Raw genomic sequence first — 19780 nt, 5'->3', positions numbered from 1 at the left:
ATCTGGCACACCGCATTCGCGAGCAAGCCCGCTCCCACAGTGGAAGTGTCAGTCTTTTGAGAGATAACTCGCCAGCGCATCCTGTCGCTGACAACCGACTAACAGCCACAATAGAACCCTGGCTTTGCGCGGGCACAGAAGTCCTGCCATCGATGCGCCTTTGCGGATCAGGTCCATCTCGCCACCGATAAAGCCATAAGTGGACCGTGCGGTAGAGCCGGATCCGGTCCGGGTTGCAATAATGACCGGGATTTTTCCGGCGATAGTTTCGATCACCTCGGCCCAGTTCTCGGGAACATGCCCTGCACCAAATCCCGCGATAACGAGTCCGTCGTAGCCGAGCTCGAGAATGCTTTCCAGCATGAGGCTGTCTGCAGAAAGCGACGCTTCCAACAGGGCGATTTTCTGTGTTGTCTGCTGTGGCAGCGGTAAAACCTTGCGCTGGGCTGGCGGGCGCAAATAGTGGATGGTGTTTTCCACGAGCATGCCAACAGGCCCCACGATGGGAGAGGAGAAAGCCTGCAACGCTAACGAATCGGTTTTGCGGACGGCGCTCGCGCAGTGAATCTGCCCGTTCATGACCACCTGAACGCCTCGTTGCCGGCTGTTCGCCGCCAGGGCGACCCGGCAAGCGTCCAGAAGGTTTGCCGGCCCATCGGCCCCCGCATTGGCAGCGGAGCGCATGGCGCCGGTCAGGACTAGCGGCTGATCGTGGGCCCACAAATAATCGAAAAAAGTGGCCGTTTCTTCGAGGGTGTCTGTGCCTTGGGTAATGACGACACCGATCGCACCTTGTTGGATTTGAACGTTCGCCCAGGAAAGGACACCCAGCAGGAACTCGAAATCCAGTGAGGCGCTTGGCACCAAGCCCAAGGTTTCAACGCTTACCCGTGCCAGCGTCGCCAATTTCGGTACCGACTCCAACAGTGTTTCGCCGGTGACTGCCGGGACTATTCCCTCACCGGCGTTTCTGGCCTGCATGCTCACAGTGCCACCCAGGGCCGCGATGGCCAGTTTAGGCAGATCCATGTAATACCTCGCTTGCTCGTTATGGAAAGTGGCTGTACCCGGACCGAAGTCCGCGATACAGCCGCAAGGCAGCTTCCGTCAGTTGGCTATCAAGAGTCCGATGAATGGAACGATCAACAAGGTGCTGATGGCCATGGACAGGACGTTACCGATGTAACCATGCATATCGGCAGGTAACCTTCTGGCAATCGCATAAGCCAATGGTGGCGCAATCAGGGCGCCCAGCAGCGCACTCATGACAATGACCTGCCAACTGCCGCCATAGGCCAGAATCGCCGCCGGCACCACTGAGACCAGTGGAACGTAGGTGGGGTACCAGCCGTGCAACATCCATTGCCGACGCCAGATCACCACGCCTATTGCCGAGGTCAATGCCTGTGCGCCGATCAGCTGTGGCAACAGACCAGAACCGTAAACCGGGCTCAACGGGTTCAGGGTGTAAGCCAGCATTGCCCCCAATAGCAGGCCGAGGCTTGCCAGTTCATTGCCAAAGAACGGCGCTTCCGAAAAGTCGGCCAGGACTCGCCGCAGGCTCCAGATAACACCGTAGTCCGGTGCTTTGGTGGGTGGTGGAGGCGGGGCGCAAGGCTTCGTGGATGCTTGCGACTTCATCAGGCTTGGGAGATATCGACAGAGCAGAAAGGCAAAGACACTGGCGACAGCCATTCCCAGTACGTTGCCGGTCACCGCTGGCAATCCGAGTGGATTGCAGACGTAGTTGACGATCAACAAGCACATCGGGGTGACCATCACCGCGCCCATGAGCGCGCCGTTGATCGTGACTTTCCAGCCACCGCCAAACATCAGCACCATCGCTGCCGGTAACGAAACAAAGGCTGCGAACGTGGGTTGCCAGGTGGTGGCGGTAACCGTCCACCCCCACAGCAGGTTGCTCAGCAGCAGTCCGAGCAACGAACTGGTGATCAACCACGGCCAGAGTCCGCTGCCGTAGGAAATGGCAAAACCTTGCCAGGCTTTCCCCGTTCGATTCGCCCAGTAAGCCAGATAGGCGCCGGCCAGCAACCCGATCGAGGCGAACTCGTGTTTGTAGAATGCAACCTCGCTGATGTCCCCCAATACCCAGCGCAACCAGGCGCTCGGTTCGGGAAGGCCGGACAGCATGTCGCCGTAGCTTGGCCAATGCGCTGCCCAGGCAGAACGGTAGGTGAATGAAAGCCAGATAATCAGCACAATCGCGCCAAGTATCAGCACAAGGATCGCCGCATCGAGGGGCGACTTGCGCGCAATGTGGCTATTTCGGGAAGTGCTTTCCATCCTTGCACCCCCATTAACGCGGCAGAGATGGATGTTGGGTGTAGCCGAGCATCTGGTCGTACAGATCGGTTCGACGATCGCGATGCAGATCGTTCAGGTCGTTCCAGATCGGGGCGCTGCGGGAGCTGGTGAGATCGATATCGGCCAACAGGATTTCTTGTTTGTCCGCCGAGGCAACTGCACCAATCGGCCAGCCATTGGTGCCGGCAATCAGCGAGCAGCCGAGATATCGAGCCCCGCGCTCTTCGCCTATTCGGCTGGCTGCGGCAATGAACACGTTGTTTACATGTGCCGCTGTCATGGTCAGATAAGACGCCATGCACTTGCCCGCCTCATCAAAAAGCGGCGGTGGCGTCCAGACCCAGTTGTTCAGGCTGCAAATGATGTCAGCGCCTTGTTGGCTCAGAATTCGCGGCACTTCCGGGAACCAGATATCCCAGCAGATCAGTAAGCCGATGCGTCCAATCGGCGTATCGAAAACCGGAAAGCCCAGATCTCCCGGTGTGAACCACAGTTTTTCCTGGTTCCATAAATGTGCCTTGCGATACTTGCCGATGAAGCCGTCAGGGCCGACAAGAACGCCAGTGTTGAACAGCCGCATGCCGTCGCGCTCAGCCAGACCGGCGACAACGTAGACCTTGTGCTGGCGCGCGAAGTCGATCCAGGTTTTTACGCTCGCGCCGCCGGGGACCGACTCCGAGTGGTCAAATGCGTCCTGTCGATTTTTGAAGAAATAGCCGGTGTTCGAGAGTTCAGGCAGGACAACAAGATTCGCCCCGTCCTTTACCGCTTCCATCGCCAATTGCAGGCTGCGATGCAGATTGCCCTCACGATTTTCCACGCCCACCTGTGGGTCGAATTGCACGACTGCTACACGAACAGGGCTTGTTGGCTCACGCATTGTTGATGACCTCTTTTTATTGTTATTCACGCTGTTGAAATGCGTGGATATAAGAGGTCAATCAGGAGTTCTACGTATGTCGGCCACTTCCGTTTAGGTTGTAGTCCGGGTCCCAAACAGGGTCAATGCACGTCGTGCCTGGTCGTTGTGAAGCTGCCGCAGGCTGCGATCTTTTGATCTTGCTTTTTAAAGACAAAATCAAAAGATCGCAGCCTGCGGCAGCTCGGGGGTTATGTGAACGAAATGAGGTTCAGGCGGCCTGCAGAAACTGCTGCCGATACTGGTTCGGCGACAGCTCGGTGTGTTGGCGGAACAGTCGCGCAAAGAAGCTGGCATCGTCGTAGCCGACTTCGTAGCTGATGGTCTTGATGCTCTTGCGGCTGCCGGAGAGCAGGCCCTTGGCGGTTTCGATGCGCAGGCGTTGCAGGTAGTGCAGGGGCTTGTCGCCGGTGGCGGTCTGGAAGCGGCGCATGAAATTGCGGATGCTCATGCCGTGTTCGCGAGCGACGTCCTCGAAGCGGAATTTGTCGGCGTAGTGCTCTTCGAGCCAGTGCTGGATCTGCAGGATGATCACATCCTGATGCAGCTTCTGCCCGCCGAAGCCGATGCGTCCCGGCGAGTAGCTGCGCTGGACTTCGTAGAGAATGTCCCGGGCTACGGCCTGGGAGACGTTGGCGCCGCAAAAACGCTCGATCAGGTAAACGTACAGGTCGCTCGCCGAGGTGGTGCCGCCGGCGCAATAGAGGTTGTCGGCGTCGGTCAGGTGCTTGTCCTGATTGAGCTGGACCTGCGGGAAGCGCTCGGCGAACGCATTGAAGAAGCGCCAGTAGGTGGTTGCTTCCTTGCCATTGAGCAACCCTGCTTCGGCCAGCCAGAACACGCCGGTGGCTTCGCCGCAGAGCACGGCGCCGCGGGCATGTTGCTGGCGCAGCCAGGGCAGGACCTGTGGATAACGTTTGCTGAGGGAGTCGAAGTCGTCCCAGAAGGCGGGAATGATGATGATGTCGGTATTTTCCAGCCCGCCATCTACCGGGATCTTCACATCACTGAAGGTATTCACCGCGTTGCCGTCGGGGCTGACCAGCCGGGTTTCGAACGCCGGTGTCAGGCCCAGGCCCAGCTGTTTGCCGTAGCGCAGGCTGGCGAGGTGGAAGAAATCCTTGGCCTGCATGAGGGTAGAGGCGAAAACCCGGTCAAAGGCCAGGATGCTGACGCGCCGCAAGGGCGTGGAGGCTTGGTTAGACATAATTCAACTTTATTCTTATAGGGGAAAGTGGTCACCAGACGGCTGGATCGTCTTATTTTTTGTCGGATGTGTCCAGTGTCCTGTATCGGTAGCGGGGCTTAGTCTCTGAAGGCTTATTCCTTCTAAAAAATAAAAGAAAGGTGCCGCATGATTCCCAGAACCTTGTTCAGCTCCGAGCACGAACTTTTCCGTGACAGCGTGCGAACCTTCCTTGAAAAAGAAGCAGTGCCGTTCCATGGGCAATGGGAAAAACAGGGCTACATCGATCGCAAACTGTGGAACAAGGCGGGGGAGGCGGGGATGCTTTGTTCGCACCTGCCGGAGGAGTACGGCGGTCTTGGGGCGGACTTTCTCTATAGCGCAGTAGTGATCGAGGAAGTAGGGCGTCTGGGCCTTACCGGCATTGGTTTTTCCCTGCACTCCGACATCGTTGCGCCCTACATCCTGCATTACGGCAGTGAAACGCTGAAACACAAATACCTGCCAAAGCTGGTGTCCGGCGAGATGGTCTCAGCCATTGCCATGACCGAGCCGGGTGCCGGTTCCGACCTGCAAGGGGTGAAGACCACGGCGGTGCTCGATGGCGATGAGTACGTGATTAACGGCTCGAAAACCTTCATCACCAACGGTTACCTGGCAGATCTGGTAATTGTCGTCGCCAAGACCGATCCGAAGGCCGGCGCGAAGGGCACCAGCCTGTTTCTGGTCGAGGCCGATACGCCAGGCTTCGACAAGGGCAAGCGCCTGGAGAAGGTCGGCATGAAAGCGCAGGACACTTCGGAGCTGTTCTTCCAGGATGTTCGTGTACCCAAGGAAAACCTGCTGGGCCAGGCGGGGATGGGCTTTGCCTACCTGATGCAGGAGCTGCCCCAGGAGCGCCTTACCGTGGCGATTGGCGGGCTGGCTTCAGCCGAGGCCGGTTTGCAATGGACGCTGGATTACACCCGTGAGCGCAAGGCATTCGGCAAGTCGATCGCGGACTTTCAGAACACCCGATTCAAGCTGGCGGAGATGGCGACCGAGATTCAGATCGGTCGCGTCTTTGTCGACCGCTGCCTGGAGCTGCATCTGCAAGGCAAGCTGGATGTGCCGACGGCGGCAATGGCCAAGTACTGGGGCACCGACCTGCAATGCAAGGTGCTCGACGAGTGCGTGCAATTGCACGGCGGCTACGGGTTCATGTGGGAATACCCGATCGCCCGGGCGTGGGCGGATGCACGGGTGCAGCGGATTTATGCGGGTACTAACGAGATCATGAAGGAGATCATTGCGCGCTCTCTTTGATCTGCGGTGAATTGGCGGGCGCCATCGCGGGCAAGCCCGCTCCCACAAGGTCGGGCGGTGTTCAAGAAATATGTGAACGACACAGAACCTGTGGGAGCGGGCTTGCCCGCGATAGGGTCTATGAATCAGTCAAGGAGCCGGATTCGGATGATCCTTGTGAATCGCCTCGATCCCTTCCAGCACTTCTTCCGACAGTTTCAGTTCGAAACTGGCGATGTTGCTGTCCAGTTGCTCAAGCGTGGTCGCACCAATGATGTTGCTGGTCACGAACGGCTGCTGCGTGACGAACGCCAATGCCATCTGCGCCGGGTCCAGGCCGTGCTCACGAGCCAGCGCCACATACCGGCTGCACGCCGCTTCCGATTGCGGGTTGAAATAGCGGCTGAAGCGGCTGTAGAGGCTCAGGCGACCTTTTGGCGGCCGAGCGCCACCTTCGTACTTGCCCGACAGGAAGCCGAACGCCAGCGGTGAGTAGGCAAGCAGGCCGCATTGCTCGCGGATGGCGATTTCCGCCAGGCCGACTTCGAAGCTGCGGTTGAGCAGGTTGTACGGGTTCTGGATCGACACGGCACGCGGCCAGCCACGGGCTTCGGCCAGGGCGAGGAAACGCATGGTGCCCCACGGTGTTTCGTTGGACAGGCCGATATGGCGAATCTTGCCGGCTCGCACCTGTTCGTCCAGGGCTTCGAGGGTGTCTTCCAGGGGCGTCAGGTTGGCTTCGGTCTGGTGCTTGTATCCCAGCTGTCCGAAAAAGTTGGTGCTGCGCTCCGGCCAGTGCAGTTGGTACAGGTCGATGTAGTCGGTTTGCAGGCGCTCGAGGCTGGCGTCGACGGCTGCGGTGATGTGCTGGCGATTGTGCCGCAGGTTCTTGTCGCGGATGTAGTCGATGGTATTGCCGGGGCCGGCGATCTTGCTGGCCAGGATCCAGTCGGCGCGGTCACCGCGGTTTTTGAAGTAATTGCCGATGTAGCGCTCGGTAGTGGCGTAGGTTTCGGCCTTGGGCGGCACCGGATACATTTCGGCGGTGTCGATGAAGTTGATCCCGGCGCTCTTGGCCCGGTCAATCTGGGCGAAGGCGTCTGCCTCGCTGTTTTGCTCGCCCCAGGTCATGGTGCCGAGGCAGAGGGCGCTCACGTTCAGATTGGTTCGGCCTAGCTGGCGATAGTCCATCGGGTGCTCCTTGGGCAAAACAATCATAAAAGCAGGTTGAATTATTTTTCGCAATCTGCATAATTGCGCACCTCTTTCTGCAGTGGAAGTGATGCGCCGCCGCCGAAGAATCTTGCCGTTGAACGGACGCGCCGACCCGAGCCCCCGAAAGCGTCTGTATCCGGCTGCCTTTGACTTGTCAAAGTACGCACTATTCAGTAAGATCCGCCGTCTAATTTACAGGGCGGCCCCTGAGGCTATAAAGAATGAAAACTTTTACTGCTAAACCGGAAACAGTAAAGCGCGACTGGTTTGTCGTCGACGCTGCTGGTCAGACCCTGGGTCGTCTGGCCACCGAAATCGCGAGCCGTCTGCGTGGCAAGCACAAGCCTGAGTACACTCCTCACGTTGACACCGGCGACTACATCGTCGTAATCAACGCTGAGCAGATCCGTGTTACCGGTGCTAAAACCACTGACAAAATGTACTACTCCCACTCTGGTTTCCCGGGCGGTATCAAGTCGATCAACTTTGAAAAGCTGATCGCCAAGGCCCCTGAGCGCGTGATCGAGACCGCGGTTAAAGGCATGCTGCCTAAAAACCCACTGGGTCGCGACATGTACCGTAAGCTGAAAGTCTATGCGGGCGCTGCACACCCACATACTGCTCAGCAGCCCCAAGAACTGAAGTTTTAACGGAATAGTACATTATGTCGGCGACTCAAAATTACGGCACTGGCCGTCGCAAGACCGCAACCGCACGCGTTTTCCTGCGTCCGGGTACTGGTAACATCTCCATCAACAACCGTTCGCTGGATAATTTCTTCGGCCGCGAAACTGCCCGCATGGTAGTTCGTCAGCCGCTGGAATTGACTGAGACTGTCGAGAAGTTCGACATCTACGTCACCGTGATCGGCGGTGGTGTAAGTGGTCAAGCTGGCGCAATCCGCCACGGCATCACTCGCGCTCTGATGGACTACGACGAGACTCTGCGCAGCGCCCTGCGTAAAGCCGGCTTCGTAACCCGCGATGCTCGTGAAGTTGAACGTAAGAAAGTCGGTCTGCGTAAAGCGCGTAAGCGTCCGCAGTACTCGAAGCGTTAATTCGCTTCCACGTTCAAAAAAGAACGCCCAGTATCCTCACGGAGCTGGGCGTTTTTTTATGCGTGCGATTTATTGAAGATTTGCGCTGTGACAACTTGCCACATCCGCAGACGCCCTATACTACAAGGCTTGGGGGTGATGGGCTCCGGTAATTACCTTGTCAGAATTGGGGCTTTTCATTACCATTCGGCAAAATTTTTATAAGTACATAGATTTACTTAGTAGATGCCTGATTTAACAGGCCACAAAGCTGATGGGAGAGGACTGAATGAGCAATGACGGCGTGAATGCAGGCCGGCGTCGCTTCTTGGTAGCAGCCACATCCGTGGTGGGTGCTGCAGGAGCGGTGGGGGCTGCGGTCCCGTTCGTGGGGTCATGGTTTCCCAGTGCCAAGGCGAAAGCCGCAGGTGCACCGGTGAAAGTGAATGTCAGCAAAATCGAGCCAGGCCAGCAGATGATTGCTGAGTGGCGCGGTCAGCCGGTGTTCATCGTCCGCCGTACACAGGAAATCCTGGGGAATCTGAAAAAGATCGAGGGCCAGCTTTCTGACCCGACCTCCAAGAACTCGACACAACCGACTTACGTTGATCCGGAAACCCGTTCGATCAAACCTGAGGTTCTGCTGCTGATCGGTATCTGCACGCACCTGGGTTGCTCGCCGACATTCCGTCCCGAAGTGGCACCTGCCGATCTGGGCAAGGACTGGGTAGGCGGATATTTCTGCCCTTGCCACGGTTCCCACTACGATCTGGCTGGTCGCGTCTACAAGTCGCAACCTGCGCCTTTGAACCTGCCAGTTCCCCCGCATTCCTATGAGACCGATGACATCATTGTCGTTGGCGTCGATACGGAGAAAGCGTGATGAGCAAATTCATGGATTGGGTTGATGCGCGCTTTCCCGCCACAAAAATGTGGGAAGACCATCTCAGCAAATATTACGCTCCGAAGAACTTCAACTTCTTCTACTTCTTTGGCTCCCTGGCGCTGCTCGTTCTGGTCAACCAGATCGTTACCGGTGTCTGGCTGACCATGAGCTATACCCCTTCGGCGGAAGAAGCCTTTGCTTCCGTCGAATACATCATGCGCGACGTCGAGTACGGCTCGATCCTGCGTCTGCTGCACTCCACTGGCGCTTCGGCGTTCTTCATCGTGGTCTATCTGCACATGTTCCGTGGCTTGCTCTACGGTTCGTACCAGAAGCCGCGTGAGCTGGTGTGGGTCTTCGGCATGCTGATCTACCTGGCATTGATGGCTGAAGCCTTCATGGGTTACCTGTTGCCGTGGGGTCAGATGTCTTACTGGGGCGCCCAGGTAATCATTTCGCTGTTCGGTGCGATTCCGGTCATCGGCGACGACCTGACCCAGTGGATCCGTGGTGACTACCTGATTTCCGGGATTACCCTCAACCGCTTCTTCGCCTTGCACGTCGTGGCTTTGCCTATCGTCATTCTTGGCCTGGTAGTGCTGCACGTTCTGGCACTGCACGAAGTCGGTTCGAACAATCCGGACGGTGTGGACATCAAGAAATACAAAGACGAAAACGGCGTACCGTTGGACGGCATTGCCTTCCACCCGTACTACACCGTGAAAGATATCGTCGGCGTGGTGGTGTTCCTGTTCATCTTCTGCTCGATCGTGTTCTTCTTCCCTGAAATGGGCGGTTACTTCCTCGAGAAGCCGAACTTTGAAGTGGCGAACGCCTTCAAGACCCCAGAGCACATCGCTCCGGTCTGGTACTTCACTCCGTTCTACGCGATTCTGCGGGCTGTTCCGGACAAGCTCCTGGGCGTTATCGCCATGGGTGCCGCGATTGCCGTGCTGTTCGTCCTGCCATGGCTTGACCGTAGCCCGGTAAAATCCATGCGCTACAAAGGCTGGATGAGCAAGATCTGGCTCTGGGTGTTCTGCATTTCGTTCGTGATCCTGGGTGTACTGGGCGTGCTCGCTCCGACCCCGGGCCGTACGTTGCTGTCGCAGGTATGTACCTTCCTGTACTTCGCCTACTTCATTCTGATGCCGTTCTACACCAGGCTCGAGAAGACCAAACCGGTTCCGGAAAGGGTGACTGGCTGATGAAAAAACTATTTGCTGTTTTGATGCTTGCTGTGTTGCCAGTGTTCGCTTTCGCAGCTGAACACGGTGGCCCGGAGCTGGAAAAAGTCGACATCGACGTTTCCGATAAAGCGGCCATGCAGGATGGTGCACGTACGTTCGCCAACTACTGCATGGGTTGTCACAGTGCCAAGTTCCAGCGGTATGAGCGTGTTGCCGATGACCTGGGCATTCCCCACGAGTTGATGCTGGAGAAGCTGGTTTTCACTGACGCCAAGATCGGCGATCACATGAACATCGGCATGCAGCCGGCGGACGCCAAGGCCTGGTTTGGCGCGGCGCCTCCGGATCTGACCCTGGTTGCCCGGGTTCGCGGTACCGACTGGCTCTACGGCTACCTGAAGTCGTTCTACGAAGATCCGTCGCGCCCTTGGGGTGTGAACAACAAGGTCTTCCCGAACGTGGGTATGCCTAACGTCCTGGTCGGCCTGCAAGGTCGTCAGGTAGTCGGTTGCAAACAGGTTCAGATCGTCGAAGACGGCAAGAAGCAATATGATCCGTTGACGGGCACGCCGCTGACTCATGAAGCGTGCGATCAACTGACCATCGTGCCGAAAAGCGGTGCTCTGACCGAAGAGCAGTTCGATGAGAAGGTCAAGAATCTGGTAACCTTCCTGGCTTACTCGGCTAACCCGGTTAAGCTGCAACATCAGCGCATCGGTACATACGTTTTGCTGTACCTGGCGTTCTTCTTCGTATTTGCCTACTTGCTCAAGCGTGAATACTGGAAAGACGTGCACTGATAAAGCTTCAAGCTATTGCTGTTAATCGCGCGCGCCCAAGGGCGCCTCTGAAAGTGTAGCGAGCCTGGTGATCCAGCCGTTGCGAGAGGCGCCCTCTGGGCGCGCTCGTTTTTCCGTATCCGATAATTTCTACAAGCGAGGAGGATCGCCATGGGCGTGACCAATCGGTTGGCCTGTTACTCCGACCCCGCCGACCACTATTCCCACCGAGTGCGCATCGTACTGGCAGAGAAGGGTGTCAGCGCCGAGATCATTTACGTGGAAGCTGGACGCCAGCCACCTAAACTGATTGAAGTGAACCCTTACGGCAGCTTGCCCACCCTGGTCGATCGTGACCTGGCGTTGTGGGAGTCGACCGTGGTGATGGAATATCTGGATGAGCGTTACCCGCACCCGCCGCTACTGCCGGTTTATCCCGTGGCGCGTGCCAACAGCCGTCTGCTGATTCATCGAATCCAGCGTGACTGGTGTGGTCTGGTGGATCTGATCCTGGATTCGCGGACCAAGGAAGCGGCCCGTGCCGTGGCTCGTAAAGAGCTGCGCGAAAGCCTGACTGGCGTGTCGCCATTGTTCGCCGACAAGCCGTTTTTCCTCAGTGAGGAACAAAGTCTGGTGGATTGCTGCCTATTACCCATACTCTGGCGCTTGCCGATTTTGGGTATTGAACTGCCGCGGCCTGCCAAGCCGCTGCTTGATTACATGGAGCGCTCGTTTGCGCGTGAGGCTTTCCAGGCGAGTCTGTCTGGTGTCGAACGCGATATGCGCTAAGGCTTAAGGAGCCGTTATGAACTCCAGTCGTCCTTATCTGGTCCGCGCGCTCTATGAGTGGATTGTAGATAACGATTGCACCCCGCACATGCTGGTCAATTCCGAGTATCCGTCGGTGCAGGTGCCCCAGGGTTTTGCCAGTGACGGGCAGATTGTCCTGAACGTGTCGCCACAGGCCGTGCGTCATTTGCACATGGATAACGAGGCGGTCAGCTTCGAGGGGCGCTTTGGTGGCGTGCCGCACACCCTGTACGTGCCTATCGCATCGATCCTTGGCATTTACGCCCGGGAGAATGGCCAGGGCATGGTGTTTGATCTGGAATCGTCTGTAGATGACGAGGAAGAGATCGAGCCCGATGATGATATCCCGCCACCGGACAGTGAGCCGCCGCGTCCAAGCGGAAGGCCCAGCTTGAAGGTTGTGAAGTAATAAAAAAGGCGATCCGGATGGATCGCCTTTTTTATTACTGACGAATGCCGCTCTATGCCTGGTGCTCTTGCAACATCGCGAAATAAAGGACGTTTCCTGCTTGAGCGGACGAGTTTTCCTACATCGGTACCTCCCATACCTCGTTAACGTTTCAGCAACGGACGCTGGGATTTAGCAGTTCGTGAGCAAGCGAATTGTCAGGGAGGAAACCGAAATGTTTTTATGGCAAATCGTGCCCACATGGCACGATATTGAAAGCCGTATAACCCACGCAATGGGTTACCAGGGAGGTGCGCACTTTCGCACACATTTCAACGAGCGCGCGCCTTCCGTCTCACTCAACATCCGTCGTGTCAATAGCGTCAGGACTGCGTTCATCCACGCCGAGTGGGAAGCGGGCCGCCTGTTGAGACAGCGCTTCTCCAGCCTCGACATCTGCGGCATCCTCCGCGAGTTGATGGATGTCGTCTCTCAGATGGCAATGATCGTCGCCGGCGGTGTGTTAACCGGTGGAGCAATAGGGGCAGGAGCGGGCGCACTTATAGGGGGGGTGGGTGCCATTCCCATGGGTACCGCTGGCGCCGCCATGGGGTTACAGGTCAGTACCTGGATATTGGGGGTGCTAGGCCTGACATCCATCGCTGTTTTTTTCGTCGAGGGCTTGCCGCGTATTGGCGAGTATTACCTGCGAGGCATCGCCACCGCATGGAAAGGGCCGTGTGGTGAGAGTGGATTAGATCCGTTCAGACCAGACGATTCTTTTGCCATAGGCAGGGCCACTCACGAGATCGCGCAGGGACATGTGGAGGTTGTGGTCCTGCTGCTGGGCGCCATCGTCGCTCACATCACCCGTGGTCGAGGCAATGCAAACATACTGGCTCAGGAAATGCGGGCAAGCCCCAAAGGGGCACGCCTGGGTGAATGGATGCTCAAGCATGAAGAGGCACTGATAAAGCGCCCGGACCTGCAGACCGCAGCACCCCGCAGAGGTGCACTCGGCCCACAGGAGCCTGTGCTACCAGCCAATCGTCCATCTGGAAAGCACAAGGATGCGCACCATGACAAGCCGAACGCAATGCCGCTTCATAAAGTCGAATGCTTCAAAGCGGACAAGCTGCCGGCGTCTAAAGTGGGAGAATTCGAGCGGCAGTTGAAAGGGCAGGAGGACGGGCTGAATCGGCTGACGGTTGATGAGTATCTGGAGAATATTGCTAGCCCGGTGAAGCGTAGTCGGGCGGCTGCGAGGCAGGCACGTAACAATTTACAAAATACCTTGCAAAGACGGTTTACTGAAGAGCTTTCGCAGGTTATGGATTTACTCGATGCTGAAACAGCCGCCGTCAAAAAAGCTAAGGAGACGATGTCAAACCTTGCTGGGCTGCATAATCCCGATCTGAGCGCTGGAGGTAAGGATATCATTGCGGACTTCGGTGATAGACAAGTGAATTCGAGCATCGGCCCGCAATGGAGAAATAAGATTGAAAATTTGAAAAGCTCTGCTGAAAGCATCCCCAAGTCGGTACGAGGGTCAACTTTTCTCAACGTCAAATTACATAAGTGCTAGTTAATAAGAGAAAATTGCATGGACCGAATATTTGCTAGATTTATAGAGAAAATTGGTGAGCCTACTGACAGGCAGGAAGTGCCGGCGTCTAGCATCGAACGCTACCGAGGTAAACTACCCAATCAGTTGTTGGAATACTGGGCCGAACACGGCTGGTGTGGTTACGGTGACGGGATTTTTTGGATAGTGAATCCTCAGGAATACGAAGGGGTAGTGGCATCCTGGATTGAAGGGACGGAGTTTGAAGCGTTTGACACCTACCACTTGATTGCCCGTAGCGCCTTTGGTGATTTGTACCTCTGGGGCGAAAAAACGGGAGCCTCTCTCGATATAACAAGCCACCTTTCCCGTTATGCCACACACACGTCTATATACACAGGAGACCAAATGGATAAGGGGCTTCAGTGCTTCCTGTTGTCCATCGAAGCAGACGCCAACGATTATGGCGACCTATTCAAACCCGCAAAGAAAAAGCTCGGCACCCTGCGTCACGATGAAATGTACGGCTTTGTTCCCGCGCTGATGTTCGGCGGCCCGGACACTCTCGAACACTTAGAGAAGGTTAAGGCGGTGGAGCATCTGATCCTGCTGTCTCAAATTGCGGAGCTTCAGCCCTATAGTTTTTCAGATCTGTGAAGAATGCCCCGGCTTCTACCCGCGACTGCCGCTTTTCCTGGACCGACTCCAAGTAATTTATCCTGGCTCGGTGTTCCCATAAATTTACGGAACAAAAAAGGGACGCATCGAGCGTCCCTTTTTTGTGATGCGCAGTCAGTCGATGTACTCAAACAGCTTCACAATCTTCTGCACGCCGGAAACGCCCTGTACCAGGTTGGTCGCCTGTGCGGCTTCCTGTTTGGTCAGCAGGCCCAGCATGTAGACGATGCCGTTTTCAGTGATGACTTTGATGCGCGAGCCGGGAATGTTCGCATCGGCGAGCATCTGCGCCTTGATCTTGGTGGTCAGCCAAGCGTCGTTCTGGCGTGCCAGCAACGAAGAGGGGGCAATGACTTGCAGCTCGTTATGGACCTTCTTCACGCGCTGGACGGCGGCGGCGGCTTGTTCGGCCTTGGCCTTGAGGTCTGCGCGCGGCGTTTGCCCGGCGAGCAGCACCACCCCGTTGAAGCTGGAGACGACAATGTGCGAGTCCTTGTCCAGGCCAGGGTCGGCCTTGGCAATGTTCACGCCGACCTTGGTGTCGATCAGGGAGTCGTCGATCTTGCTGCCGAGTGTACGAGTGCCACGGTCATCATCAATCGGTGCTTCGCGGCTGGCATTCACCACCGAGGTGCAGCCGCTGATGCCTAGGCACAGGGTCAGGGCCAGTAGGCCAAGGCGATTAGGGGTCATTCTTCACTCCCGAACAATTGGCTGTCGATCAAATCACAAAGACAGTGGATCGCCAGCAGGTGGACTTCCTGGATACGTGCGGTGACGTTGGCCGGTACGCGAATCTCGACGTCTTCGGGCAGCAACAGGGACGCCATGCCGCCGCCGTCACGACCGGTCATTGCTACGACAATCATTTCGCGATCATGTGCGGCCTGGATCGCTTGAATTATGTTGGCCGAGTTACCGCTGGTGGAAATGGCCAGCAATACATCGCCCGGCTGGCCGAGTGCGCGAATCTGCTTGGAGAAGATTTCGTTGTAACTGTAATCGTTGGCGATCGAGGTGATCGTCGAACTGTCGGTGGTCAGGGCAATGGCAGGCAGGCTCGGGCGCTCGCGCTCAAAGCGATTGAGCAGCTCGGAAGAAAAATGCTGGGCGTCGCCGGCGGAGCCGCCGTTGCCGCAGGAAAGCATTTTGCCTTCGTTGAGCAGGGCGTTGACCATGACCTGGCTGGCTTGCTCGATGTGCGGTGCAAGTACTTCCATCGCCTGTTGCTTGGTGTCGATACTGGCCTGGAAAAGCTGGCGAATTCGGGATTGCATGTCCATCTGTGTGACCTTAATTAGCGCGGCTACCTGGCACATGAATGTGCAGCCCGCAAAGCAAAGAGCAAAAGTGTTGGGTGGTGGCGTTCGGTTCGGTCTGCAAGCGTTCAGCCGTCGAAGGCATTCTGCAGCCAGTTCAGCTGATCGAGGTTGCTATCGATGGCGACCACGTCGAAGCGGCAAGGGGAATTGGCCCAACGCGATTCGCGCTGAAGAAAATACTGCGCGGCAAAAATCAGTTTCTGCCGTTTGCGCCCATCGATGCTATCGAGCGCGCCACCCCATTGAGTGTTTTTTCTGTAACGGACCTCAACGAATACTACTGTATCGCCATCTAGCATGACCAGATCAAGCTCGCCGCGTTTACACAGCCAGTTCTGCGCCACCAGGCGCAGACCTTGTTGTTGCAGATGCTCGAGCGCGTGGCGCTCGGCATCTTTACCGCTTTGCTGGCGTGACCTGTCGGGCATCAGCGAGGAGTGTCGGGCAGGCGTTGAACCTGGCCATTGACGAACTCGGCCCACGGCAGTTGACGCACCACGCGCTGGCTCTGGGTCATGCCCAGACTACCCGACTGACCTTCGATGCGGCTGTCTGGCAGGGCCTTGAGTTGCCCCAGTCGCGGCGCCAGGCGATAGGCGTCGACGCCCATGGCGTACAGGCGGCCCAGGCTGCCGGCGGCTTGTGGCCATTGGGCTGCGACCTGGCGACGCAGTGGGTCATTGGCGTCCAGCAACCAAGGCGTTTCGCAAAAGCGAATGCCATTCATGTCGTTGTACTGGTTCACGTCACCACTGGCGCTGAATACGTGGGAGGTGGCGTAGACCGGAACGTCGCCAGCGTATTGGAAGTTAAGGGTCGGTTTGATCTGCTGCGCCTGTTGCGGAGTGGCGGCCAGGAAGATGAATTCAATGTCCTGGCGGCGCGACGGCTGGGCGGCAACCTGGGAGCCAACGGTACTTTGCAGGCTCTTGGCGCGGCCTTCGCTCTGGCGCAGCTGGAACATGTCGGCAATCTGCTGGGCCAGCTGCACTGGCTGGTCGACGCGTTCGGTGGCGACGATGGTGCCACCGTTGGCTTGCCAGTCCTGGCTGAACGCCTTCAGGACGCGGTCGCCCCATTCGCCTTTCGGCACCATGATGGCAGCGCGATGCAAGCCATCGGCACGGGCGCGGCGAGACACTTCGCGAGCTTCGTCTTCAGCCGCCAGGCCAAACTGGAATAGCTGTGCCGGGCCTTGCTCGCCTTCGCTGTAGTTCAGCGCCAGCGTGGTGATCGGCAGTTGCGGGCGAGTGCTGAGCTGTTTGACCAGCGGCTTTTCCAGCGGCCCGACGACCAGTTGCACGCCATCGGCCTGGGCCTTGCGATAGAACTCATCCATGGAGGTCAGGCGCGAGCTGTCGTAGAACTCGATGGCTGGCGGATTCTGCCCGGCTTGTTGCGCCTGGTAGTGAGCAGCCATGAAGCCGTCACGCAGCGCTTTGCCGACATTGGCCAACTGACCGTCCTGCGGCAGGAGCAAGGCGATCTTGCTCAGGGGCTGGCTGGCCAGCTCCTTGAGTTTGGTCAATGGCAGTGGCAGCTGAATGGCGGCCGGGTGTTTCGGGTTCTGTGCACGCCAGTTATCAATGGCGGCTTGCTGTTGTTCCAGGGTTCCGGCGCTTTTCACCGCCAGTGCCAAGGCCATCCAGCCGCCGAGGTCGTCGGTGGTGGTGGGCTGCAATTGATCGGTCGGCAGCGAGGCGATCAAGGTCCAGATGGCTTCGTGGTTTTTGCTGGCCGCTTCACCGCTGAGCATCGGCGCGATAAAGATGCGTTCACGGGCCGCGGCCAGGGTTTGGCCATCGGCTTCAAGGGCGCGGGCGCGAACGGTGCCGGTGCGAACCTGTTGGTCCTCGGGCAGTTCGCCAAGACGCTGCAGGCTCGGGTGGCTCAAGGCGGTCAGTGCTGCCTTGGGCTGGTTGCGGGTCATGGCCAGTTCGGCCGCCAGGGTGCTGGCGAAGACCTGCGGGCCTGGCTTGAGTTGTTCGACCGGCACTTGTTGCAGGATTTGCGCGGATTGGCCCGCATTACCCTGGCGGTAAGCCAGGTCTGCCGCGCTCAGGCGCAGCAGGGCCGCATCTTCCGGCGATTTGCTCTGAGCGGCTTTGGCAAGCAGTTGCTCGATAGACGCATCCGGGGTCCGTGGAAGTTCGCCAAGGCTGGAGGAGGGCGAGCTGGCGCAAGCCGCCAGCAAGGCAGCGAGGCAGAGGGCAGATAACAGCCGCAGGCAAGTGATCATGTAAGCGTTCCTGATACTCGATCAAATTAGCGTGGAATTGTACCCAAGCACTGGCCGGGGCGCGATGTTACTGGCGTGAATCGATCAATTTAGCTCAAGCAAATATTGCGCAAGTGCACAAAACGTCGTTAAAACAGCGGATAGCGGCACGCATTGCAAGCGTCGCTACGCGGTACAATGTGGCTTTTTACCGAACATGAGGTATGCGTTTTGACTGCTCCAGGTGCTTTGAATTCCGCTGCTGGCTCGCTTTATGTGGTGGCGACGCCCATCGGCAACCTGGATGACATCAGTGCGCGTGCGCTGAAAATCCTGCGCGAAGTGGCGTTGATCGCCGCAGAAGATACCCGTCATTCCCAGCGACTGATGCAGCATTTCGGTATTTCCACCCCGCTGGCGGCCTGCCACGAGCACAACGAACGCGATGAAGGTAGTCGTTTTATTACCCGTCTGCTCGCTGGCGACAATGTGGCATTGATTTCCGATGCCGGCACACCACTGATTTCCGATCCGGGTTATCACCTGGTGCGTCAGGCGCGGGCTGCGGGCATCAATGTGGTGCCGGTTCCTGGTGCCTGCGCATTGATCGCGGCTTTGTCGGCAGCGGGTTTGCCGTCTGACCGATTCATTTTCGAAGGCTTCCTGCCGGCCAAGGCGGTGGGGCGCAGGGCGCGTCTGGAGCTGGTAAAGGAAGAGCCGCGCACGCTGATTTTTTATGAGGCCCCGCACCGCATCCTGGAATGCCTGCAGGACATGGAGCTGGTTTTTGGTCCGCAGCGGCAGGCATTGCTGGCGCGGGAATTGACTAAAACCTTTGAAACACTCAAGGGCTTGCCGCTGGCTGAGCTGCGTGAGTTCGTGGAGTCCGACAGCAATCAGCAGCGCGGCGAGTGTGTGGTGCTGGTGGCGGGCTGGTCTGCCCCGGAATCGGAAGATGCCGTCAGCAGTGAGGCGATGCGCGTCCTCAACCTGTTGCTCGAAGAAATGCCCCTCAAGCGTGCGGCGGCTTTGGCGGCGCAAATAACCGGCGAGCGCAAGAATGTCCTGTATCAGATTGCCCTCGATAAGCAGAAGGCTGAGTAAAACCCGACGTGCAGGCGTGCTCAAGGGCGTTTAGCGCTTGTTCTTCGGCCTCTGTGCCGTTAACCTTCGCGGCGGAGAGTCGATCGGACAGTCGCTGCCCTCTATGAAAATTAGGGGGGGGAGGAAAGTCCGGGCTCCATAGGGCGAAGTGCCAGGTAATGCCTGGGAGGCGTGAGCCTACGGAAAGTGCCACAGAAAATAACCGCCTAAGCGCTTCGGCGCCGGTAAGGGTGAAAAGGTGCGGTAAGAGCGCACCGCACGTCTGGCAACAGTTCGTGGCTAGGTAAACCCCACTTGGAGCAAGACCAAATAGGGTCCCAAGGCGTGGCCCGCGCTGGGACCGGGTAGGTTGCTAAAGATGTCCAGTGATGGCCATCGTAGACGAATGACTGTTCAAGACAGAACCCGGCTTACAGATCGACTCTCCACCTTTTTTCTTTCCTCTGCTTAAATCATTAGGCAGGGTGTGGTGATGGCACTTTAGTCAGCATCGGCGACACTCGCGGTAGCTCGTTTCTCCCTCTTTTCAGAATCATAGGCAGGAGGGTTCGTGATACCGATTAGCTTGTGCAGGTAAAACCTCCAGGCGACTCCGTTTCCCCCCCGTTTCAGAATCGTCGGCAGAGCACTTTCGTAATACCGAAAAAATCTTACTCTTAATAAATTACTTTAACTTCCGAACGCAGCCCCCTGTGCTGATTCAAGTTATCGGGCGGTTTCATCCGCCAGATTCTCGTTACCCCTCCTTTTATGCTCCTAAATCTCAGTTCTGTAAGGGTTTTCCTTTACCGCGCGCCTTGACGGTGTGGTGGGCGCATTCCTATAGTGTGCGCAAGTGGCGGAAAGTGGCATGAAGTGGGTTTTTTGAACTCAAAA

The 19780-nt window shown here is 57.3% G+C and carries 20 protein-coding genes and 1 other RNA gene; 12 read left to right on the top strand and 9 right to left on the bottom strand.

Features of this window, described 5'->3' with window-relative positions; genetic code table 11:
- Positions 1 to 48: 48 nt before the first annotated feature.
- From KW839_RS14545 to KW839_RS14530, 4 genes are all read right to left on the bottom strand, one after another.
- On the bottom strand, positions 49 to 1029 hold the full coding sequence (locus KW839_RS14545) for an asparaginase (protein WP_218424703.1): 981 nt from the start codon (positions 1027 to 1029) through the stop codon (positions 49 to 51).
- 78 nt (positions 1030 to 1107) lie between these two features.
- On the bottom strand, positions 1108 to 2304 hold the full coding sequence (locus tag KW839_RS14540) for a hypothetical protein (protein WP_218424702.1): 1197 nt from the start codon (positions 2302 to 2304) through the stop codon (positions 1108 to 1110).
- 13 nt (positions 2305 to 2317) lie between these two features.
- Positions 2318 to 3205 (bottom strand): nitrilase family protein, encoded by an 888-nt coding sequence (locus KW839_RS14535; RefSeq protein WP_218424701.1) that lies wholly within the window; start codon positions 3203 to 3205, stop codon positions 2318 to 2320.
- Positions 3206 to 3455: 250 nt separating this feature from the next.
- Positions 3456 to 4376 (bottom strand): GlxA family transcriptional regulator, encoded by a 921-nt coding sequence (locus KW839_RS14530; RefSeq protein ID WP_218424731.1) that lies wholly within the window; start codon positions 4374 to 4376, stop codon positions 3456 to 3458.
- 222 nt (positions 4377 to 4598) lie between these two features.
- On the opposite strand from KW839_RS14530, the gene KW839_RS14525 reads away from it, so the two are divergent.
- On the top strand, positions 4599 to 5735 hold the full coding sequence (locus KW839_RS14525) for an acyl-CoA dehydrogenase family protein (protein WP_060539467.1): 1137 nt from the start codon (positions 4599 to 4601) through the stop codon (positions 5733 to 5735).
- Between the two features lie 129 nt (positions 5736 to 5864).
- Here the strand turns inward: KW839_RS14525 and KW839_RS14520 are convergent, their stop codons facing one another.
- Positions 5865 to 6905, bottom strand: coding sequence for an NADP(H)-dependent aldo-keto reductase (locus KW839_RS14520; RefSeq protein WP_218424700.1), 1041 nt, complete (start codon positions 6903 to 6905; stop codon positions 5865 to 5867).
- Positions 6906 to 7150: 245 nt separating this feature from the next.
- On the opposite strand from KW839_RS14520, the gene rplM reads away from it, so the two are divergent.
- The 9 genes from rplM to KW839_RS14475 all read left to right on the top strand — a co-directional run bounded on the left by rplM (position 7151) and on the right by KW839_RS14475 (position 14239).
- Complete coding sequence (gene rplM, locus KW839_RS14515) at positions 7151 to 7579, top strand: 50S ribosomal protein L13 (RefSeq protein ID WP_007917032.1); 429 nt, start codon at positions 7151 to 7153, stop codon at positions 7577 to 7579.
- Between the two features lie 14 nt (positions 7580 to 7593).
- Positions 7594 to 7986: a 30S ribosomal protein S9 gene (gene rpsI, locus KW839_RS14510; RefSeq protein WP_003228056.1), complete on the top strand. Its 393-nt coding sequence runs from the start codon at positions 7594 to 7596 to the stop codon at positions 7984 to 7986.
- A gap of 268 nt (positions 7987 to 8254) precedes the next feature.
- Complete coding sequence (petA, locus tag KW839_RS14505; RefSeq protein WP_034149537.1) at positions 8255 to 8848, top strand: ubiquinol-cytochrome c reductase iron-sulfur subunit; 594 nt, start codon at positions 8255 to 8257, stop codon at positions 8846 to 8848.
- Entirely contained in the window at positions 8848 to 10059 is a 1212-nt protein-coding gene (locus KW839_RS14500; protein ID WP_027619548.1) for a cytochrome bc complex cytochrome b subunit, read from the top strand. The genes petA and KW839_RS14500 overlap by 1 nt, the downstream gene beginning before the upstream one ends.
- Positions 10059 to 10841 (top strand): cytochrome c1, encoded by a 783-nt coding sequence (locus tag KW839_RS14495; RefSeq protein WP_218424699.1) that lies wholly within the window; start codon positions 10059 to 10061, stop codon positions 10839 to 10841. Before KW839_RS14500 ends, KW839_RS14495 begins: the two co-directional genes overlap by 1 nt.
- 150 nt (positions 10842 to 10991) lie before the next feature.
- Positions 10992 to 11609, top strand: coding sequence for a glutathione S-transferase N-terminal domain-containing protein (locus KW839_RS14490; protein ID WP_060539471.1), 618 nt, complete (start codon positions 10992 to 10994; stop codon positions 11607 to 11609).
- Positions 11610 to 11625: 16 nt separating this feature from the next.
- Positions 11626 to 12039 carry a ClpXP protease specificity-enhancing factor gene (locus tag KW839_RS14485; RefSeq protein ID WP_060539472.1) on the top strand — a complete coding sequence of 138 codons (414 nt, stop codon included), beginning with the start codon at positions 11626 to 11628 and terminating at the stop codon, positions 12037 to 12039.
- Between the two features lie 214 nt (positions 12040 to 12253).
- Positions 12254 to 13603, top strand: a complete 1350-nt coding sequence (locus KW839_RS14480) for a DUF6861 domain-containing protein (RefSeq protein WP_218424698.1) — start codon at positions 12254 to 12256, stop codon at positions 13601 to 13603.
- 18 nt (positions 13604 to 13621) lie between these two features.
- On the top strand, positions 13622 to 14239 hold the full coding sequence (locus KW839_RS14475) for a GAD-like domain-containing protein (RefSeq protein ID WP_218424697.1): 618 nt from the start codon (positions 13622 to 13624) through the stop codon (positions 14237 to 14239).
- A 135-nt stretch (positions 14240 to 14374) separates the two neighbouring features.
- Here KW839_RS14475 and KW839_RS14470 read toward each other — a convergent pair whose 3' ends face one another.
- The 4 genes from KW839_RS14470 to KW839_RS14455 form a co-directional block, all read right to left on the bottom strand.
- Positions 14375 to 14953 carry a BON domain-containing protein gene (locus KW839_RS14470; RefSeq protein WP_060539473.1) on the bottom strand — a complete coding sequence of 193 codons (579 nt, stop codon included), beginning with the start codon at positions 14951 to 14953 and terminating at the stop codon, positions 14375 to 14377.
- Entirely contained in the window at positions 14950 to 15543 is a 594-nt protein-coding gene (locus KW839_RS14465) for a phosphoheptose isomerase (protein ID WP_028624534.1), read from the bottom strand. The genes KW839_RS14470 and KW839_RS14465 overlap by 4 nt, the downstream gene beginning before the upstream one ends.
- Positions 15544 to 15647: 104 nt before the next feature.
- Positions 15648 to 16010, bottom strand: a complete 363-nt coding sequence (locus KW839_RS14460; RefSeq protein WP_060539474.1) for a YraN family protein — start codon at positions 16008 to 16010, stop codon at positions 15648 to 15650.
- Positions 16010 to 17821: a penicillin-binding protein activator gene (locus KW839_RS14455; RefSeq protein WP_218424696.1), complete on the bottom strand. Its 1812-nt coding sequence runs from the start codon at positions 17819 to 17821 to the stop codon at positions 16010 to 16012. The genes KW839_RS14460 and KW839_RS14455 overlap by 1 nt, the downstream gene beginning before the upstream one ends.
- 177 nt (positions 17822 to 17998) lie before the next feature.
- On the opposite strand from KW839_RS14455, the gene rsmI reads away from it, so the two are divergent.
- Together rsmI and rnpB are read left to right on the top strand one after the other, a co-directional pair.
- The gene (gene rsmI / locus KW839_RS14450; protein ID WP_177336929.1) at positions 17999 to 18904 is read left to right on the top strand and encodes a 16S rRNA (cytidine(1402)-2'-O)-methyltransferase; all 906 of its coding nucleotides are present in this window, start codon (positions 17999 to 18001) and stop codon (positions 18902 to 18904) included.
- A 75-nt stretch (positions 18905 to 18979) separates the two neighbouring features.
- An RNA gene (gene rnpB, locus KW839_RS14445) (RNase P RNA component class A) lies at positions 18980 to 19333 on the top strand.
- Positions 19334 to 19780 lie beyond the last annotated feature (447 nt).

Origin of the sequence: Pseudomonas sp. PDM31 (genome assembly GCF_019218965.1) — a bacterium.
GTDB lineage: Bacteria > Pseudomonadota > Gammaproteobacteria > Pseudomonadales > Pseudomonadaceae > Aquipseudomonas.
The sequence above is the reverse complement of the archived record's forward strand: the minus strand, read 5'-3'. Positions and strand labels throughout refer to the sequence as shown.

Coding starts and splice junctions, on each gene's coding strand:
- KW839_RS14480 (WP_218424698.1), top strand. CDS start 12,254: ATGTTTTTATGGCAAATCGTGCCCACATGGCACGATATTGAAAGCCGT.
- KW839_RS14545 (WP_218424703.1), bottom strand. CDS start 1,029: ATGGATCTGCCTAAACTGGCCATCGCGGCCCTGGGTGGCACTGTGAGC.
- KW839_RS14520 (WP_218424700.1), bottom strand. CDS start 6,905: ATGGACTATCGCCAGCTAGGCCGAACCAATCTGAACGTGAGCGCCCTC.
- KW839_RS14530 (WP_218424731.1), bottom strand. CDS start 4,376: ATGCAGGCCAAGGATTTCTTCCACCTCGCCAGCCTGCGCTACGGCAAA.
- KW839_RS14495 (WP_218424699.1), top strand. CDS start 10,059: ATGAAAAAACTATTTGCTGTTTTGATGCTTGCTGTGTTGCCAGTGTTC.
- KW839_RS14470 (WP_060539473.1), bottom strand. CDS start 14,953: ATGACCCCTAATCGCCTTGGCCTACTGGCCCTGACCCTGTGCCTAGGC.
- KW839_RS14500 (WP_027619548.1), top strand. CDS start 8,848: ATGAGCAAATTCATGGATTGGGTTGATGCGCGCTTTCCCGCCACAAAA.
- KW839_RS14475 (WP_218424697.1), top strand. CDS start 13,622: ATGGACCGAATATTTGCTAGATTTATAGAGAAAATTGGTGAGCCTACT.
- rpsI (WP_003228056.1), top strand. CDS start 7,594: ATGTCGGCGACTCAAAATTACGGCACTGGCCGTCGCAAGACCGCAACC.
- KW839_RS14490 (WP_060539471.1), top strand. CDS start 10,992: ATGGGCGTGACCAATCGGTTGGCCTGTTACTCCGACCCCGCCGACCAC.
- KW839_RS14460 (WP_060539474.1), bottom strand. CDS start 16,010: ATGCCCGACAGGTCACGCCAGCAAAGCGGTAAAGATGCCGAGCGCCAC.
- KW839_RS14525 (WP_060539467.1), top strand. CDS start 4,599: ATGATTCCCAGAACCTTGTTCAGCTCCGAGCACGAACTTTTCCGTGAC.
- KW839_RS14455 (WP_218424696.1), bottom strand. CDS start 17,821: ATGATCACTTGCCTGCGGCTGTTATCTGCCCTCTGCCTCGCTGCCTTG.
- KW839_RS14540 (WP_218424702.1), bottom strand. CDS start 2,304: ATGGAAAGCACTTCCCGAAATAGCCACATTGCGCGCAAGTCGCCCCTC.
- KW839_RS14465 (WP_028624534.1), bottom strand. CDS start 15,543: ATGGACATGCAATCCCGAATTCGCCAGCTTTTCCAGGCCAGTATCGAC.
- petA (WP_034149537.1), top strand. CDS start 8,255: ATGAGCAATGACGGCGTGAATGCAGGCCGGCGTCGCTTCTTGGTAGCA.
- KW839_RS14485 (WP_060539472.1), top strand. CDS start 11,626: ATGAACTCCAGTCGTCCTTATCTGGTCCGCGCGCTCTATGAGTGGATT.
- KW839_RS14535 (WP_218424701.1), bottom strand. CDS start 3,205: ATGCGTGAGCCAACAAGCCCTGTTCGTGTAGCAGTCGTGCAATTCGAC.
- rsmI (WP_177336929.1), top strand. CDS start 17,999: ATGTGGCTTTTTACCGAACATGAGGTATGCGTTTTGACTGCTCCAGGT.
- rplM (WP_007917032.1), top strand. CDS start 7,151: ATGAAAACTTTTACTGCTAAACCGGAAACAGTAAAGCGCGACTGGTTT.